Source organism: Candidatus Fusobacterium pullicola (genome assembly GCA_018883725.1).
Classification (GTDB): domain Bacteria; phylum Fusobacteriota; class Fusobacteriia; order Fusobacteriales; family Fusobacteriaceae; genus Fusobacterium_A; species Fusobacterium_A pullicola.
Genome location: JAHLFN010000019.1, coordinates 43852 through 59136, shown reverse-complemented (window position 1 = coordinate 59136; position 15285 = coordinate 43852). Strand labels below are relative to the sequence as shown.

Below are 15285 nucleotides of genomic sequence, written 5' to 3'. Positions count from 1 at the left end.
GCACTTGCACTGCGTAGGTCAGCGGTTCGATCCCGCTTATCTCCACCATGCCTAGATAGCTCAGTTGGCTAGAGCATACGGTTCATACCCGTACGGTCGATGGTTCGAATCCATTTCTAGGCACCATCTTTGTTTATAGCACTCTTTCAGACGAAGGAGTGTTTTTTTATTTCTGTTTAACTAATTTAATTTTTCATAAATTCCTCAATTCTTTAAATAGCTAGCAATTTCCTTGGACATAAAAAAGAGAGCTCTACTCTTCTCTAGGTAGAAACTCTCTTTATTTTTTAATCCTGCCAAGAATCAACTTTAATTTTTATAACTTCCTTTGTTTCAGCATCTATATCAAACTCATACTCAAAACCATTGTGTAAAAACTCTACTTCATACACATAGTTTACTCTTTTTCCCTTTATAATCTTGTAATCATCCTCTTCTTCTAGCTTCGCCTTGATATATTGTACCTCTTTAGGATTTACCTCTGCTGTTTTTAGTGCTATATCCTTTGCTTCATCTGAACTAATCAAGTTCAATCCACTCTTTGAAACCTTGTTTAAAATGAGTCTTTGCTCTATCTCCTTTGCTTGTTTTTCTTTTAAAGAGTCTGCATAAGTTACTCCTCCTATCCCAAGCATGAAGACAGATAACCCTAAACCCACTAAAAACTTTTTTCCAAATTTTTTAATATTTACATCTTTCATACTACTACCTCCTAAATCTCTCTTTCATTATGAATTTATTATATAGTTCAATTATTAAAGGAAGATTAAAATAAAAATTTTTTTATAAATTTTTATACTAGGTGGCAGTAGTATCTTATCTCTATAAAGTTACATTATTTTCTGTAGCCATATCAAAAAGGTGGCACTTATTCATATCAAAATAAAAACTTTCCTTCTCACTAAAGTTTGCTCCTGTAGATTTTTCAACTGGTATTCTACTTGTATATTGTGTATCCCCTAGCATAAAATACACAAACTCCTCATTACCCATCTGCTCTACAAGGTTTATCTTTGCCTCTACAAAGTTTTTCTCTACCCCTTCTGGAGCTGTTAATCTATTTCCTATATTTTCTGGTCTTATACCTAACCAGAACTCCTCTCCAACTCTATCTTTTACCTTTTCAGCCTTTGCTTCAGGAAGTTCTAATAGTTCATCATTTGATAATTTTACATATAATTTTTCATTTTTAGAAACCAACTTAACTTTTACCAAGTTCATAGCTGGTGAACCAATAAATCCTGCTACGAATTTATTTGCTGGCTTATTATATAGATTTAGAGGTGTATCAACTTGCATAATCTTTCCAAAATTAAGTACACAAATTCTATCTCCCATTGTCATAGCTTCCACTTGATCATGTGTTACATATATCATTGTGGCATTTTGTCCCTCTGCCTTTAGTTGTTTATGAAGTTGAGTTATCTTAACCCTCATTGATACTCTTAATTTTGCATCTAAGTTAGATAGCGGTTCATCAAATAGGAAAACATCTGGCTTTCTAACGATAGCTCTTCCTACTGCTACCCTTTGTCTTTGTCCTCCTGACATCTCCTTTGGTTTTCTATTTAAAAGTTGAGTAATTTCAAGTTTCTCTGCTGCTTCCTTTACCCTTCTATCTATCTCTTCTTTTGGTACCTTAGCCATCTTTAATCCAAAAGCCATATTTTCATAAACTGTCATATGTGGATATAGTGCATAGTTTTGGAAAACCATTGCTATTCCTCTATCCTTTGGAGGTAGATCATTTACAAGTTTATCACCTATCCAAATCTCTCCTCCAGTTATCTCTTCTAAACCTGCTACCATTCTAAGAGTAGTTGATTTTGCACAACCAGATGGTCCTACAAAAACCATAAACTCTCCATCTTTAATATCTAAATTTATCCCATGTACTGCTTTAAATCCATTTGGATACTGTTTTTCAACTTGTTTTAGTGTAACTCTTGCCACTTTTCTACCTCCTATAACTTACTACATATATCTCTATTATAATCTATTTACTCTTGTTTAGTCTATTATATCTTTTAATAACTCTATCAGAATCTTTAACAACTTTATCAATTACCTTATCTAACTTTTCATTTCCAACATATACTTTCTCCATAGCATCTGTCATTAATTTTCTAAGCTCTGGGAATACTCCAACTACTGCCCCTGAAGTTGCTGGAGTCTTTTTAGTATTTTTTATCTCATTTACAGCAACCAATTTTTGTGGAGTTTTCTCTAAGTCATTTTTTAATAAGTCTAAATTGTACGCTTCTTTATTAACTGAATAATACCCTGTTGAAGAAGCCCAAAGTGCTTGACTCTCCTTTGAAACAGCATATTTTATAAAGTCCCAAGCTGCTTCCTGTTGCTTTGTAGGTACAGAGTTTGTTACCCATAAACTAGCTCCCCCTATAGGTACTCCTACAAACTCTCCACTCTCACTTGGAACATAAGCTGTTCCTATTTCAAAATCTGCTAACTCAGTCAACTGTTGTATTCCAGATGAGCTATCCATATACATAGTAACTTTTCCAGAAAGGAAAGCTGCTCTTGTATTTTGATACTCCTTTCCATATGAAGTGGCTGTATTTGTACGATACATATCATTTAACCAAGAGAAGATAGCTTTTATCTTATCCCCTTCATATGCCACTCCAGTTGGCGCCTTTCCAACTCTTCCATTCTCCTCATTTACATATAGAGTATTCTCATTTGCTAATAATTGCTCTATAAACCAAGCGTCCATTATCATTGCAAAACCATATCTCTCAGTTCCCTTTGTTAACTTCTTAGCTGCTTCACTTATCTCCTTATAACTTCTTGGAGCTTTCTCTGGGTCAAGCCCTACCTCTTTAAAAGCATCTTTATTGTATAGTAAAACTGATGCTGAAGAGTTAAAAGGCATTGAATAAAGAGTTCCATTTATTGTATAGTAGTTTATCAATGTATCCTCTAACTTACTTAAATCATAACCATCTTTATTCACAAAATTTTGTATAGGAGTAATAGCCCCACTATTATACATATACTCTGTTGAAATCTCATTTAATTGAACTAGAGCTGGAGCCTTATCTGTCCCCTGTACACTTTTAAATTTATTTAAAGTCTCTTGATAAGAACCTTGATATAGAGCTTCTACCTCATACTCATCTTGTGACTTGTTATACTCCTCTACTATCTTATTCAACGTTGGTTGGAAATTTCCTCCCATTGCGTGCCAAAATACTATCTTTTCCTTAGCTGCTGCCATTGTTGATATTCCTAAAAGTAATAGTGATACCGCTGTTTTTACTCTCATAATTCTCCTCCAATTTATCTCAATCTAGATTTTTAATCTTATTCTTTTACTGCTCCACTTGTAATTCCCTTTTGTAACTGTGTCTGTCCTAAGAATAGAACCAGTAATGATGGTATTGTAACCATTATTACAGCTGCCATTATAACTCCATAGTCAGCTATTCCATCTGACATATTCATCATTCTCAATCCTATTTGAATAGTTCTTGATTCTGGTCTTGTAGATGTCATCAGTGGCCATAGATACATATTCCATAGATTTAAGAATGAATACATCCCCCAAGTTCCAAGTATTGATTTTGAAAGAGGCATAACTATTTTTGAATAGATATAGATATGACTACATCCATCTATTTGAGCTGCCTCAACTAAGGATTTACTCAAGCTTTTAAATTGTTGAACCATCAGAAAAGCTCCCAGTCCATTTGTTAAAAATGGAAGTAGTATAGCTAGTTTTGTATCTATAAGGTTCATTCTCAACACTGTAATGTAGTTTGGAATAAATATCGCTTCCCAAGGTATGAACATAGATAGTAATATAAGTAGGTACATTCCTTTTTTCCCTTTGAACTCTATGAAAACCACAGCATATGCAGCTAAGCTACACGTTATTATTTGGAATATCATTCCTAAGATAGAGACAACAAGAGAGTTATAGAAAAATGTTCCTATTGGTATCTTATCCTTCAATACCTTGTAGTTCTCAAAGCTGAAAGTTTCTGGGAATAATCTTCCAGCCATTATATCTCTATTGCTCATAAAACTTGTTAAAAATGCGTATATGATTGGTGAGAACACTATTATTGTCATAAAAATTAAGATTGCATAACATATTAGCTTATTGATATTCTCTCTATTAAAATTTATTTTACTTTTCATCTTAATAATGTACTCTCCTTTCTAATTTAAACTTTATACACATAACTATTGTAATTATTATCAGTAGGATAACTCCCTTTACACTTGCATAATCAAATCTATAATCTACAAAAGCTGTTCTATATAAGCTATATACAAGAATATTTGTAGAGTTAGCTGGTCCTCCACCAGTCATAATATCTATCTGTCCAAAACTTTGGAATGATTTTAAAGTAGTTGTTATCAGAAGATAAAATAGACTCGGGCTAATCAGAGGTAGTGTTATCTTAAATAACTTTGAAAAATATCCTGTTCCATCTATCATACAGCTCTCCTCTACCTCTGTACTTATATTTTGTAGTCCAGCAGTCAGAACAATAAATCCAAATCCAATATTCATCCATACAGTTGAGATTATTACTGCCATCAGTGTATATCTACTATCTGTAAACCAGTTAATTGGTAAAAATCCTAGCTCAACTAAAATCGAATTTATAATTCCTACACTTGGGTGGAACATAAATAAAACTATAGTAGAAGCAGCTGAAACTGATATTCCCATTGTAGATGAGAAAAATATTCTAAACATCGGTATCCCTTTTAACTTTTCATTACAAAGTATTGCTAAAAACAGAGATACTAAAATACTAAATATCGTCGTGTAGAATACAAATTTAAAGGTTACATACAAACTATAATAGAAATTACTATCTGTAAATAGCTCTATATAGTTTTCTATCCCAGCAAACTCAATCAGTTCTCCACTATTTCCTGTAAAATAGAATGAGTATAATACTGTCTTTAATAATGGATAGATATAGAATATTATTGTAATTATTAGAGCTGGTAGGAAAAATATCCTCCCATTTATCTCGTTTGTTCTATTTTTCATTCTCTACTCCCTCCAAATTGAGTCTTTTATCTCAAACCATTTTTTTATCTGAGGCTCTACTCTATCTATAGAGTTGTAAACTGGATTTATCACTACAAAAATCTCATGGTCTATATCAGTAGCCTCTACCCTTAGGTACTCTTTTTCATTTACTTCATGAGCTGCGATAAGCTCTTTCCCTTCAACTGTCTCAATAACTCTATTATTTTTTATAACTTTCCAAATTAGGTTTTTATCTCCCTTAACTTTTATCTCTACTTTACCTTTTACCTCTTCCCCTGGATAGATTAACTTTCCATTGTTTCTATACTCTAACTCTAACTCCCCTATTCTCGATACATAGCTTCTTCCAAGCTTTAAACTCTTTAAGATATTATCTGTTGAGTACTCATCTAACTTTATATAGTTCAAAGGGTCTCCTAAAACCATTCCATGATTATCACTTCCAGCTACAGCAAATACCTTGTATCCATTACTCCAAAGTATATCTAAAGCTTCTAAAGTTTTCTTATCATAGTAAGGATTTCTTCCCTCCACTGTAGGTGAATTTATTACCTCTAAAAAGTCTAAATTCTCTAAATCTATATTGTACATAAGTCCTAAAGGCATTCTACGACTATTGTGAAATGGGTGATTTAAAGATATCATTCCACCTATGCTCTTCACCTTTTCAAATATTTTCCTTAAACTCTCCTCTTTTGCTTCTCCCTCTTCAATAAGTGAGTAGTAATCAATAAACTCTTTCAGCCCAAAGAAATTAAAATGCCCTAAATCATCTAAAGTTAACTCCGTTGATGGTATTACAGGAATATCTATATTGGGATACTTAGTTAATACACTGTTATGCTCTGTTGGGAATATGAAGTCCAACTTCTTCTCAACTATCTCCTTTTCTAACTCTTCTAAAGATATCTTTCCATCAGAAACCCTTGTATGATTATGTAATTCCCCAAAATACCACTCTTTTTTATCTGCAAATCTTTCAGTTAATACCATATCTTTAAACTTAGTTTCACCATTTGTTATCTCTTTATTTCCTAATATCTCAATCTCAAATTCACTATCTACTATATAATTCTTTAATAATCTTACCTTCCATTCTCCAGCTGGAATCTCTCCAGCTATACAGCAGTTAGAAGTTTTTTTATTATCTTTACTGATGTAATACTCCTTTTCAAAAGTTTTAAATGAAGTCAATGCTCTATACTTCCCTTTACTATCTACAAGTTGTATTATTACATGTTGAAAAGGTCCTTTCTTTATAATCAGCTCTATCTCCTTTACTCCCTCTTCAACTAAGAAATTGTACTCAAGCTTTTCAACATTTTTTGTACAATCAAAACTTCCTTTAATTAACATTTACTATTCTTTCCTCCTATTTCTCTTATCTTTACTCTATTATTCTATTCAACAGATGTTAATTCTCTATTAATTTTAAGTAAAAAAAAGGTAAAATAGAAGTAAAATAAATTTTTACATAAAAAAGAGAGGTTTCACCCTTATAATTAGTACATTCACACTAATTCTTTAAGTAAAACCTCTCTCAAATTTTAACCTATTTTTAACTCTATTTTAAATTAATTCTATTCACCTATTTTTTTAGGTTTTATCCATTCAGAGTTTTTTCCCATATTATAATTTCTGATAAACTCCTCTTTAAACTCAACAAATCTATCCTCTAAAATAGCCTCTCTTGCATTTTTCATAAGCTTAATTAAGAAGTATAGGTTATGGTATGTAGCAAGTCTTTGTCCCAATATCTCCTCAGCTTTAAAAAGATGTCTAATATATCCTCTTTTAAAGTTTCTACATACATAACAATCACAGTCCTCATCAAGAGGTCTATCATCTTCAGCGTACATAGCATTTTTTATTACTAATCTACCATACTTAGTAAATACTGTTCCATGTCTTCCTATTCTAGTAGGTTGTACACAGTCCATCATATCTATACCTGACTCTACAGCCTCTAACATATCTAGTGGCTCCCCTACTCCCATAAGGTATCTTGGTTTACTCTCTGGACACTTCTCAACTATGTAATCTAATATTCTATACATATCCTCTCTCGGTTCTCCTACAGCAAGTCCACCTATTGCATAACCAGAGAAATGCTCGTCCATCTCACTTAACTCTCTTAAGCTCTTATCTCTTAAATCCTCATATATTCCACCTTGGACAATTGCAAATAATCCTTGCTCATCTGGTCTTTTGTGAGCATCTATACATCTCTTTGCCCATCTTGTAGTTCTCTCTATTGATGGTATCATATACTCTCTTGATGACATCCCTGGAGGGCATTCATCAAACAGCATAACTATATCTGAACCTAAGTTATTTTGAATATTTATAGATTTTTCTGGAGTTAAGAAGTGTTTTGACCCATCTAGGTGAGAACTAAATCTTACTCCCTCCTCTGTTATCTTTCTTAGAGCTCCTAAACTAAATACTTGGAATCCTCCACTATCTGTCAATATTGGTTTATTCCAATTCATAAACTTATGAAGTCCTCCAAACTTTGCTACTAACTCATCACTTGGTCTTAAATATAAGTGATAAGTATTTCCTAATATTATTTGTGAACCTATAGCCTCTAGCTCTTCTGGTGTCATAGCCTTTACTGTAGCTTGTGTTCCAACAGGCATAAATACTGGTGTTTCTATCTCTCCATGAGGAGTTGTTATCTTTCCAGCTCTAGCCTTTCCAGATTTTTTTTGTAACTCATAAGTTACAGGTAATTTTCTTGCCATTTTCTCTCCTATCTATGATCTATCTACTGATATTATCTCTTTCATTTTTAACATATTATTCAATAGATATTTATACTCATTTTTATTTGAAATCTCTATTGTAATTTGGAAATTCATAAAGTTTTCACCATTTTTATTTATCTGATTACTATTTATTGTAACTAGGTGAATCTTATGATTTGCTATTAAGTTTATTATATTCATAAGTACATTTGGTTTATCATAAACCAGCACATTGAATGTAAACTTATATTTATTCTCTTTCTGGTCTAATATCTTACTATCCCAATTTACCTCTATCTCTCTAGTTGGGTCTTGAGCCACCATACTTTGAAAGTTTTTACAATCTCTTCTATGTACAGTTATCCCTGTCAATTTAGTTACATATCCACCGATATCATCTCCAGGAAGTGGTGTACAACATCTAGCAAATCTAATTAGAGTATTATTTACTCCATCTATTACTATTCCATAATCATTCTTACTTGAAGAGCTCTTTTCCTTCTCTTTTTTCTTCTCCATTAACTCTTCAATATTAATATTCTCTATCTTTCTCTCTTTTTCTATCTTAGTTCTAAGCTTATCTATAATGACATCTATCTTACTTCTCTTCTCTCCAACATGGTAATAAAACTCATCTAGTGATGTGATATTATTTTTTTCCATATGTTTTTTAATAATTGGATCCTCTTCCATCTCTTTCAGAGTTATACCAAGTTTTCCAAGCTCTCTTTCAAGATTTTCTCTTCCAATTTTTATAGTCTGGTCTCTTACTAAATCCTTTAGAACCTTTCTAATCTTACTCTTTGCTCCATGTGTTACAACTATATCCAACCAATCTTTACTAGGTCCTTTAGAGTTTTTAGATGTTATTATCTCAACTCTATCTCCATTTTGAAGCTTATAATCTAATGTTACTATCTTCCCATTTACCTTAGCTCCTACACATTTACATCCTATCTGTGTGTGTATAGCAAAAGCAAAATCTAATGGAGTAGCCCCTTGTGGTAACTCTGTTATATCCCCCTTAGGTGAGAAAACAAATACTGTCTCGTTCATTATATCCTTAGTTACACTATCTATGAACTCCTGAGCTGTCTCTGTCTCATTTTGTAACTCAAGTATATTTCTAAGCCAACCATAGACTTGATCACTCTTAGTTACCTTAGTATGCTCCTTATAACTCCAGTGGGCTGCAATTCCCTCTTCAGCTACCTTATCCATCTCCTCTGTTCTTATCTGAATCTCTATAAATTTTCCTTGAGGTCCAACTATAGTAGTATGAATTGATTGATAATTATTTGATTTAGGTACAGCTATATAATCTTTAAATCTTCCTGGTACTGGTTTAAAATGGCTATGTATTACTCCAAGGGTATTGTAACACTCTCCCTCAGTTCCTACGATTATTCTTACTCCCATCAAATCATATATGTCATCAAAATCTTTATTCTTTTCATACATCTTTTTATAGATACTGTAAAAGTGTTTAAATCTTCCCTTTACACTTCCCTTTATTCCACTTTCATGAAGTAAAGTTACTATTTTTTCTATAAACTCCTCTATGTAGTCCTCTCTCTCTTTTTTCTTAGAGTCAACTAAAGATTTGATGTGCATATACTCCTTTGGTTTCAAATAACGTAGGGCTAAGTCCTCTAACTCCCATTTTATTTTAGCTATTCCTAATCTGTGTGCAAGAGGAGCATATATATCCAAAGTCTCTTGAGATATAGCAATCTGTTTCTCTGGCTTCATATATTTTAAAGTTCTCATGTTATGAAGTCTATCTGCCAACTTTATAATTATTACTCTCAAATTTTGAGCCATAGCCAGAATCATTTTTCTAATATTCTCATCTTGCTTTTTAGTACCATTAGGAAGAGTTTTTAACTTAGTAACTCCATCTACTAAAGTTGCTACTGTATCTCCAAAGTTATACTTAATATCCGCTAAAGTAATCAATGTATCCTCAACTATATCATGTAATATTCCAGCTACAATAGTATCTGTATCCATCTTCATATCTATCAAAATTTTTGTAACTTCAACAGGGTGCATAATATAATCTTCACCAGATTTTCTATACTGTCCCTCATGGCACTCTTCAGCAAAGAAAAAAGCCAATTTAATCTTTTCAATATCAACTTTTAGATTATTTTTCTCTATCTCTTTTAGTATCTCTTCCCAATAATTCATATAACTCCTCTTTTCTATCCAAAATTTTAAAGAGAGTGATTAAAAAAAAGCTAAAACAACCCCCACTTAAATTAGTTAATTTAAGTCTGATAAGAAGTTGTTTTAGGCTCTATCCATTCACTCTCTCTATATTAATACTTCATTAATGTTAAAACTGGATAATCTTTTAATTTTTCTCTTCCCTTAAGCTCCTCTAATTCAATTAAAAAAGCTAATCCTGCTACAACTCCACCTAATGCTTCTACTAATTTTACAGCAGCTTCCATAGTTCCTCCAGTAGCTAAAAGATCATCTACTATAAGTACTCTTTGCCCTGGTTTTATAGCATCTTTATGCATACATAGAGTATTTGAACCATATTCTAAATCATAAGAAAATTCAATAACCTCTCTAGGTAATTTCTTTGGTTTTCTAACTGGTACAAATCCTATTCCCATAGCATAAGAAACTGGACAACCAAATATAAATCCTCTTGCTTCCGGCCCAACTATTAAATCTACTTTTTGTTCCTTTGCAAATTTTACTATCTCATCTGTAGCAGCTTTAAAAGCTTCTCCATCATTCATTAGAGGAGTAATATCTCTAAATAGTATTCCCTCTTTTGGAAAGTCTTTTACATTTGCTACATATTTTTTTAAATCCATTCTCTTCACTCCGTTTTCTTTATTCTTTTTCTCTCTTTACCCCTCAAATTCTATCTGACTATTAATTTGTAGACACTTTCAGCCTTTTGAATATCTCCATCTTTTAAGTACATCTCCCTTAATTGTAACAAAATATTCTCATCATTACCATTTCTAACAATGTAATCTAAAAGTATCTCCTGAGCCTCTCTATTCATATTATAAAGCTCTACTAAATTTTGAGTATATCTCAATGTGTACTCTTTATTATCCATAAAAATTGGATAACTCTCTCTCATAAAAGAGTATAACTCCATCTTTTTATCTAACTCTTTTAAAAGCTCCATATTTTTTAAAGTACACTCCTCATCAAAGCTTTCTCTTTTCATTTTCCTAAATAGCTCATAAGCTTCAATTTTATCTCCAGTTTCATAATTTATTAAAGCCTTTAATTTTAAATAGTAATCACTATTAGGATTATAACTTTGACTTACAACATCAAAAACTTTATCATAATCCCTCTCTTTATAATAAAGAATTGCCAAATTTTTTATTGTATTATCATCTTTTGGAGATATTTCTAAAGCTTTTGTCCAAAATTCTTTAGCTCTGTTATAATCTCCAAATTGATAGTAACAATATCCCAACTCCTTCAAGAGGATCAAATTCTCTGGGTCTAAACTATAAGCTTTTTGATATTCTACCATAGCTTTCTCATACTGTTGCTGTTTAGATAAGTTCACTCCACGTAATATCGAGTACTCTATCTCCTTATTATCTTTTTGTGTGTTACTACATCCAAGTAAAAATATTGACAGTCCTAAAAATAGTATTTTTTGGCTATTTTTCAACCCTCTCTATCTCCTTTTTCTCTGGTAATATCACTCCACCAGATATTATTAATTTTACAGCATCATCTATTTTAATATCTAAAATTTTTACTTCATCTTCAGGTACTATAATAAACATTCCAGAAGTTGGATTTGGAGATGTTGGTATAAAGACATTACACATCTTTTTTCCATCTCCAATAACTTCACTAATTAAAAAGTTATCCTCTGAAGTTAAAAATCCAATACTGTATATTCCCTTTCTCGGATATTCTACCATTACAACTTTTTGATATGATTTCTCTCTATCAGACATAGTCAAATCTATTATTTGGCTAATTGTAGTATAGACTTGTTTAATTAAAGGTATTTTTATAAACAGTTCCTTAGCCTTTTTTATAATTCTTGCAAAAAAAACTATCTTCAATGTAAATCCAACTAAGCATGTTCCTACTATCATTGTTACCAACGAAATAAAATATACTAAAAGTTGAAAATAATAATCCATATCCCTCTCCTCTACAAATTTGAGAAGAAGTTTTTGTATAATTATAGTTACAAAAGAATTTCCCAATAAACTCATCATAATACTAACTATCCAGTTAAATATATATACAGTTAAGATTATTGGAAGTAAGGCTATTAAACCTGTATAAAAATAAGCTTTAACTTTTTTGATCATCCACTTTATCTCCCGCATTTAGTTCAATTAATACTTTTGACACTCTCATCTTATCTACTTCTAAAACTTTTAATCTAACATTATCTATCATTATTTCATCTCCGACTACTGCTACTCTTCCCATCTCAGTAACAATTAATCCTCCAAGACTCTCATAATCCTCAGACTCTGGCAATCCTATAGCTAACTCTTTATCTAAAGTTTCTATATCTATCATACCATCTACTTCATAACTATTCTCATCTATCTTATGGATCAACTCTTCCTCTTCAGTATCATACTCATCACGAATCTCTCCAGTAATCTCTTCAATTAAATCCTCAATAGTTACTATTCCTACTATTCCACCATACTCATCTAAAACTAGAGCTATATGTACTTTCATACTTCTAAACTCTTGTAAAATTTCAATAATAGATTTTGTTTCAGGTACAAAATATCCACTTCTTATAAAGTTTTTAATAGGTGTATCTGTTTTTCCATCTTTTATAATCCCTAATACATCTTTTAAATATAGTACCCCTATAATATTATCAATAGTATCTTCATATACAGGAATTCTTGAAAATCCCTTTTCTATGATCTCATCCAAAACTTCATCTAGTGTTCTTTCACCTTCAAGAGCAAACATAGATGTTCTTGGAGTCATTACCTCTTTTGCTGTTGTTTCTCCAAATCCTACTATTGAGTGTATCATCTCTTTTTCTTCTTCTTCAATAATACCTTCAGCTTCCCCTACATTTACAAAAGAGATTATATCCTCTTCCGTAATCATAAGCCCTTCATCTCTTATCTCTATACCTAATAATCTTCCTATAAACTTAGATATCATCATAAGTATTTTTATAATAGGTTTTAAAATTAAAGCAAAGTAATAGATTATTGTAACTACTATCCCAGCAATCTTTACAGATTGATTTTTAGCTATAATCTTTGGAGTAATCTCTCCAAAAATAAGTATAATTATTGTCATTCCGATAGTAGCTATCGCTATTGAGGAACTTGAAGTCCCACCTAAAAGGTTAATCGTTACAACAGTAGCTATAGATGAAGCTAAAATATTTACAATATTATTTCCTACTAAAAGACCTGTCAGCATCTCGTTTGGATTTGTTAACCATTTTTTTAAAAGTTCCACTTTTTTATGATTTTTTCCATCTTCAAATTTCTCTAAATGAATACTTCTAAATGATGTCAAAGCTGTTTCAGAAGCCGAAAAAAATCCAGATAACATAATTAATACAACTAACAACAAAATATTTTGGTACGTGTCCAATTTTCTTCTACACTCTCCTTCTTAAGATTCTAAAATTTATGTAATACTATTTTACCATAAAATAGAATAAAAAATCAAATTCTACTCTATTTCAAATAACTTATCTCCCTTTTTAACTGTTTGTCCATTTTCTACTAATATTTTTGTGATTTTACAATTTTTAGTAGCTTTTACCTCGTTCATAAGCTTCATAGCCTCAATTATACATAGAGTATCTCCAGCTGAAACATTCATCCCTACCTCTACAAAAGCTGGGTTTCCTGGAGCTGATGATTTATAAAAAGTTCCTACCATAGGAGCTGTTATACACTCTTTCTCTCCAACTTCTACTACTTCCTCTTTTACCTCTACCTCTTCTTGAACTCCAACATATTGTTGCACCACTGGTTGTTGAACTTGAACTGCTTCAACCTTTACTGGCTTTTCCTTCTTTAATACTAATTTTACTCCTTCACTCTCTAAAGTTACCTCATTTAAATTATATTTTTCAATATTCTCTGCTAATTCCTTTATAGTTTTTATATCTATTTTCATTGTTTTTCTCCTTTATAATGTTTTATATATTAGTTACTACCTATTATTCTTAAATCTTTAACTCCATCTACTTCAGAGATTTTCTCTAACATTCCCTCTATCTTTCTCAACATATTCTCTGTTGTTTGAATAGAGATAGTAGATTTTGCTATTCCATCTACAGCTATATTTTGTACTATAGTAAGTACATTCATATCTTCACCAGCTATTATATTTAAAATACTTGCTAATATTCCAGGTTTATCTACTAGTGACATATGAATACTAAATACCTTATCCTTTCCACTTTCAAAGAAAGGTTTTATATAATCCTTATATTTATAGTAAGTACTTCTACTTATTCCAACTTTTTTTATAGCTTCATACTTTGAAATTTTTGTGTGTTGTACTAAATCATTTACTTTAATTACACTTTGAATAGAGTTTGGAAGTATTCTTTTATCAACTATATAGTACTCTCTTTTCTCATTTTTTTTCATAATTTCTCCCTTGCTTCTATCTTATATTATTAACTTTTTTGAAAGCTTTCATAGTGTTAGCAAATAACATAGCTACTGTCATAGGTCCTACTCCTCCAGGTACAGGAGTTATATATGCGGCTTTTTTACTTACACCATCATAATCTACATCTCCAAACAGACCATCTTCTGTTCTATTTATCCCTACATCTACTATTATAGCTCCCTCTTTTACCATATCTTCAGTTAAAAATTTTGCTTGTCCTATTGCCATTATAACCATATCAGCCTGACTTGTCTTAGCTTTCAAATCCTTTGTTTTACTATTACATGTAGTTACTGTAGCACCTTCATTTATTAAAAGACTTCCCATAGGTTTTCCCACTATGTTACTTCTTCCTACTACTACTACATCTTTACCAACTAACTCTATTGAATAAGCTCTTAACAGCTCCATTATTCCAGCTGGAGTACATGGTTGCATAGAGTCTTTATCTCCTAACATTAATAATCCTAGATTTTCTGGTTTAAATCCATCAACATCTTTATCTAGTGCTATCTTATCTATCACTTTCTTTTCATCTACATGTTTTGGTAGAGGAAGTTGAACAAGTATTCCATTTACTCTCTCATCTTCATTTAACTCCCCTATTAACTCTAAAACCCTCTCTTCACTTGTATTCTCAGGTAAAAAGTGAGCAAAACTTTCAAATCCTAACTCACTACACCCCTTTATTTTAGAGTTTACATATATCTTTGAAGCTGGATTATCTCCTACAAGAATAATTGCTAATCCCGGAACTTTTCCCAAGCTTTCCTTAAGCCCTAAAGTCTCTTCCTTTAGTTGTAATTTTATCCTTTGAGCCAAATCTTTTCCATCTAATTTTATCATTTTACC

Annotated in this window: 15 protein-coding genes and 1 tRNA gene; 1 reads left to right on the top strand and 15 read right to left on the bottom strand. The window is 31.5% G+C overall.

Annotated features, from left to right (window positions below; translation table 11 throughout):
• Positions 1 to 49 precede the first annotated feature (49 nt).
• Positions 50 to 126, top strand: a tRNA-Met gene (locus IAA47_02675).
• A gap of 161 nt (positions 127 to 287) precedes the next feature.
• Here IAA47_02675 and IAA47_02670 read toward each other — a convergent pair.
• The 15 genes from IAA47_02670 to folD all read right to left on the bottom strand — a co-directional run bounded on the left by IAA47_02670 (position 288) and on the right by folD (position 15276).
• On the bottom strand, positions 288 to 701 hold the full coding sequence (locus tag IAA47_02670) for a PepSY domain-containing protein (protein MBU3841880.1): 414 nt from the start codon (positions 699 to 701) through the stop codon (positions 288 to 290).
• Between the two features lie 121 nt (positions 702 to 822).
• Positions 823 to 1953, bottom strand: coding sequence for a sn-glycerol-3-phosphate ABC transporter ATP-binding protein UgpC (ugpC, locus tag IAA47_02665; GenBank protein ID MBU3841879.1), 1131 nt, complete (start codon positions 1951 to 1953; stop codon positions 823 to 825).
• Positions 1954 to 1996: 43 nt separating this feature from the next.
• Entirely contained in the window at positions 1997 to 3289 is a 1293-nt protein-coding gene (locus IAA47_02660) for an ABC transporter substrate-binding protein (protein MBU3841878.1), read from the bottom strand.
• Positions 3290 to 3327: 38 nt separating this feature from the next.
• Positions 3328 to 4167, bottom strand: a complete 840-nt coding sequence (locus tag IAA47_02655) for a carbohydrate ABC transporter permease (protein MBU3841877.1) — start codon at positions 4165 to 4167, stop codon at positions 3328 to 3330.
• Position 4168: 1 nt separating this feature from the next.
• On the bottom strand, positions 4169 to 5038 hold the full coding sequence (locus tag IAA47_02650; protein ID MBU3841876.1) for a sugar ABC transporter permease: 870 nt from the start codon (positions 5036 to 5038) through the stop codon (positions 4169 to 4171).
• Between the two features lie 3 nt (positions 5039 to 5041).
• On the bottom strand, positions 5042 to 6397 hold the full coding sequence (locus tag IAA47_02645; protein MBU3841875.1) for a CehA/McbA family metallohydrolase: 1356 nt from the start codon (positions 6395 to 6397) through the stop codon (positions 5042 to 5044).
• A 224-nt stretch (positions 6398 to 6621) separates the two neighbouring features.
• Positions 6622 to 7788, bottom strand: coding sequence for a tRNA guanosine(34) transglycosylase Tgt (tgt, locus tag IAA47_02640; protein MBU3841874.1), 1167 nt, complete (start codon positions 7786 to 7788; stop codon positions 6622 to 6624).
• Positions 7789 to 7800: 12 nt separating this feature from the next.
• Positions 7801 to 9984, bottom strand: a complete 2184-nt coding sequence (locus IAA47_02635; protein ID MBU3841873.1) for a bifunctional (p)ppGpp synthetase/guanosine-3',5'-bis(diphosphate) 3'-pyrophosphohydrolase — start codon at positions 9982 to 9984, stop codon at positions 7801 to 7803.
• Between the two features lie 131 nt (positions 9985 to 10115).
• Positions 10116 to 10628 (bottom strand): adenine phosphoribosyltransferase, encoded by a 513-nt coding sequence (locus IAA47_02630; GenBank protein MBU3841872.1) that lies wholly within the window; start codon positions 10626 to 10628, stop codon positions 10116 to 10118.
• Between the two features lie 50 nt (positions 10629 to 10678).
• Entirely contained in the window at positions 10679 to 11458 is a 780-nt protein-coding gene (locus tag IAA47_02625; GenBank protein MBU3841871.1) for a tetratricopeptide repeat protein, read from the bottom strand.
• Entirely contained in the window at positions 11448 to 12119 is a 672-nt protein-coding gene (locus tag IAA47_02620) for a DUF502 domain-containing protein (GenBank protein ID MBU3841870.1), read from the bottom strand. Before IAA47_02620 ends, IAA47_02625 begins: the two co-directional genes overlap by 11 nt.
• Positions 12103 to 13395 carry a hemolysin family protein gene (locus IAA47_02615; protein MBU3841869.1) on the bottom strand — a complete coding sequence of 431 codons (1293 nt, stop codon included), beginning with the start codon at positions 13393 to 13395 and terminating at the stop codon, positions 12103 to 12105. Before IAA47_02615 ends, IAA47_02620 begins: the two co-directional genes overlap by 17 nt.
• An 81-nt stretch (positions 13396 to 13476) precedes the next feature.
• A complete protein-coding gene (gene accB, locus IAA47_02610; GenBank protein MBU3841868.1) occupies positions 13477 to 13929 on the bottom strand; it encodes an acetyl-CoA carboxylase biotin carboxyl carrier protein in 453 nt (150 codons plus the stop codon).
• 29 nt (positions 13930 to 13958) lie between these two features.
• Positions 13959 to 14408 carry an ACT domain-containing protein gene (locus IAA47_02605; protein MBU3841867.1) on the bottom strand — a complete coding sequence of 150 codons (450 nt, stop codon included), beginning with the start codon at positions 14406 to 14408 and terminating at the stop codon, positions 13959 to 13961.
• A gap of 16 nt (positions 14409 to 14424) precedes the next feature.
• Complete coding sequence (folD, locus tag IAA47_02600; GenBank protein ID MBU3841866.1) at positions 14425 to 15276, bottom strand: bifunctional methylenetetrahydrofolate dehydrogenase/methenyltetrahydrofolate cyclohydrolase FolD; 852 nt, start codon at positions 15274 to 15276, stop codon at positions 14425 to 14427.
• Positions 15277 to 15285: the final 9 nt, after the last annotated feature.

Bases quoted from the DNA above. Each gene is read 5' to 3' on its own strand.
- IAA47_02670 (MBU3841880.1), bottom strand. From the start codon at position 701: ATGAAAGATGTAAATATTAAAAAATTTGGAAAAAAGTTTTTAGTGGGT.
- IAA47_02660 (MBU3841878.1), bottom strand. From the start codon at position 3,289: ATGAGAGTAAAAACAGCGGTATCACTATTACTTTTAGGAATATCAACA.
- IAA47_02655 (MBU3841877.1), bottom strand. From the start codon at position 4,167: ATGAAAAGTAAAATAAATTTTAATAGAGAGAATATCAATAAGCTAATA.
- IAA47_02650 (MBU3841876.1), bottom strand. From the start codon at position 5,038: ATGAAAAATAGAACAAACGAGATAAATGGGAGGATATTTTTCCTACCA.
- IAA47_02645 (MBU3841875.1), bottom strand. From the start codon at position 6,397: ATGTTAATTAAAGGAAGTTTTGATTGTACAAAAAATGTTGAAAAGCTT.
- tgt (MBU3841874.1), bottom strand. From the start codon at position 7,788: ATGGCAAGAAAATTACCTGTAACTTATGAGTTACAAAAAAAATCTGGA.
- IAA47_02635 (MBU3841873.1), bottom strand. From the start codon at position 9,984: ATGAATTATTGGGAAGAGATACTAAAAGAGATAGAGAAAAATAATCTA.
- IAA47_02630 (MBU3841872.1), bottom strand. From the start codon at position 10,628: ATGGATTTAAAAAAATATGTAGCAAATGTAAAAGACTTTCCAAAAGAG.
- IAA47_02620 (MBU3841870.1), bottom strand. From the start codon at position 12,119: ATGATCAAAAAAGTTAAAGCTTATTTTTATACAGGTTTAATAGCCTTA.
- accB (MBU3841868.1), bottom strand. From the start codon at position 13,929: ATGAAAATAGATATAAAAACTATAAAGGAATTAGCAGAGAATATTGAA.
- IAA47_02605 (MBU3841867.1), bottom strand. From the start codon at position 14,408: ATGAAAAAAAATGAGAAAAGAGAGTACTATATAGTTGATAAAAGAATA.